The following is a 722-nucleotide window of genomic DNA, read 5'->3' as shown; positions in this document are numbered from 1 at the left end:
GTGGCTGTTGAGCTTGCGGCAACCCAGAACATTCCGTGCTGCCTCCGCCACACACGATAACCACGATAGATGAGTCTACTATGCCATTTTATCGCGCCAGTTTCCGCCATACCTTCAGCACCGGGGATACTGTTGAGCTGACCTCCCACCCCTACCCGGCCAATAGCTGGGAGCACGCCCGGCAACTGGCCGATGCATTTGGTTATGTGGATGTGCGGATTGCTGTCGAGGACCGACATAACGATGGCCGAATTACCGTATACCCCATGCTCACCAGTGTTGAATGACCGCCCCCTGGAACAAGCCACAATCAATGAGCATCACAACACTATCGCTCACCTCCCACTCATGGGCAGAACCGAGCACGCACCGCGGCGTGGTGGTAGCAGATCAAAACGCTCAGGCGCGGGTTATGAAGACGGTTCTTGTCGTTTCCTGAAAAGCATGAGCAACAGGCCATCCTTGGCCTGAGGACAAAATCCAATCACTGCACTGTGTCGGATTACGGCTACGCCTAATCTGACCTACGCCAAATCAGCGGCACGTAGTTTGTAGGCCAAATCAGCCTGGAAGGCGCAATTTTGTAGGTCGAATTAGCCTGAAAGGCGTAATCCGGCATACAGCTTAGCCAGCACCCACCCTACACAATTGCGGCGATCAGTTGCTTCACACAGGCTTCAATATCGTTTTCAGCGGTATTCACCACCAGCTCCGGCTTGGCC

General features: G+C 54.4%; 1 protein-coding gene. It reads left to right on the top strand.

Annotation, left to right across the window (positions count from 1 at the left end):
• Positions 1–80: 80 nt before the first annotated feature.
• Positions 81–287: a hypothetical protein gene (locus A3730_RS09485; RefSeq protein ID WP_063520202.1), complete on the top strand. Its 207-nt coding sequence runs from the start codon at positions 81–83 to the stop codon at positions 285–287.
• Positions 288–722 lie beyond the last annotated feature (435 nt).

It is taken from the genome of Alcanivorax sp. HI0044, assembly GCF_001634945.1.
This window is presented reverse-complemented; position numbering and strand designations above follow the sequence as displayed.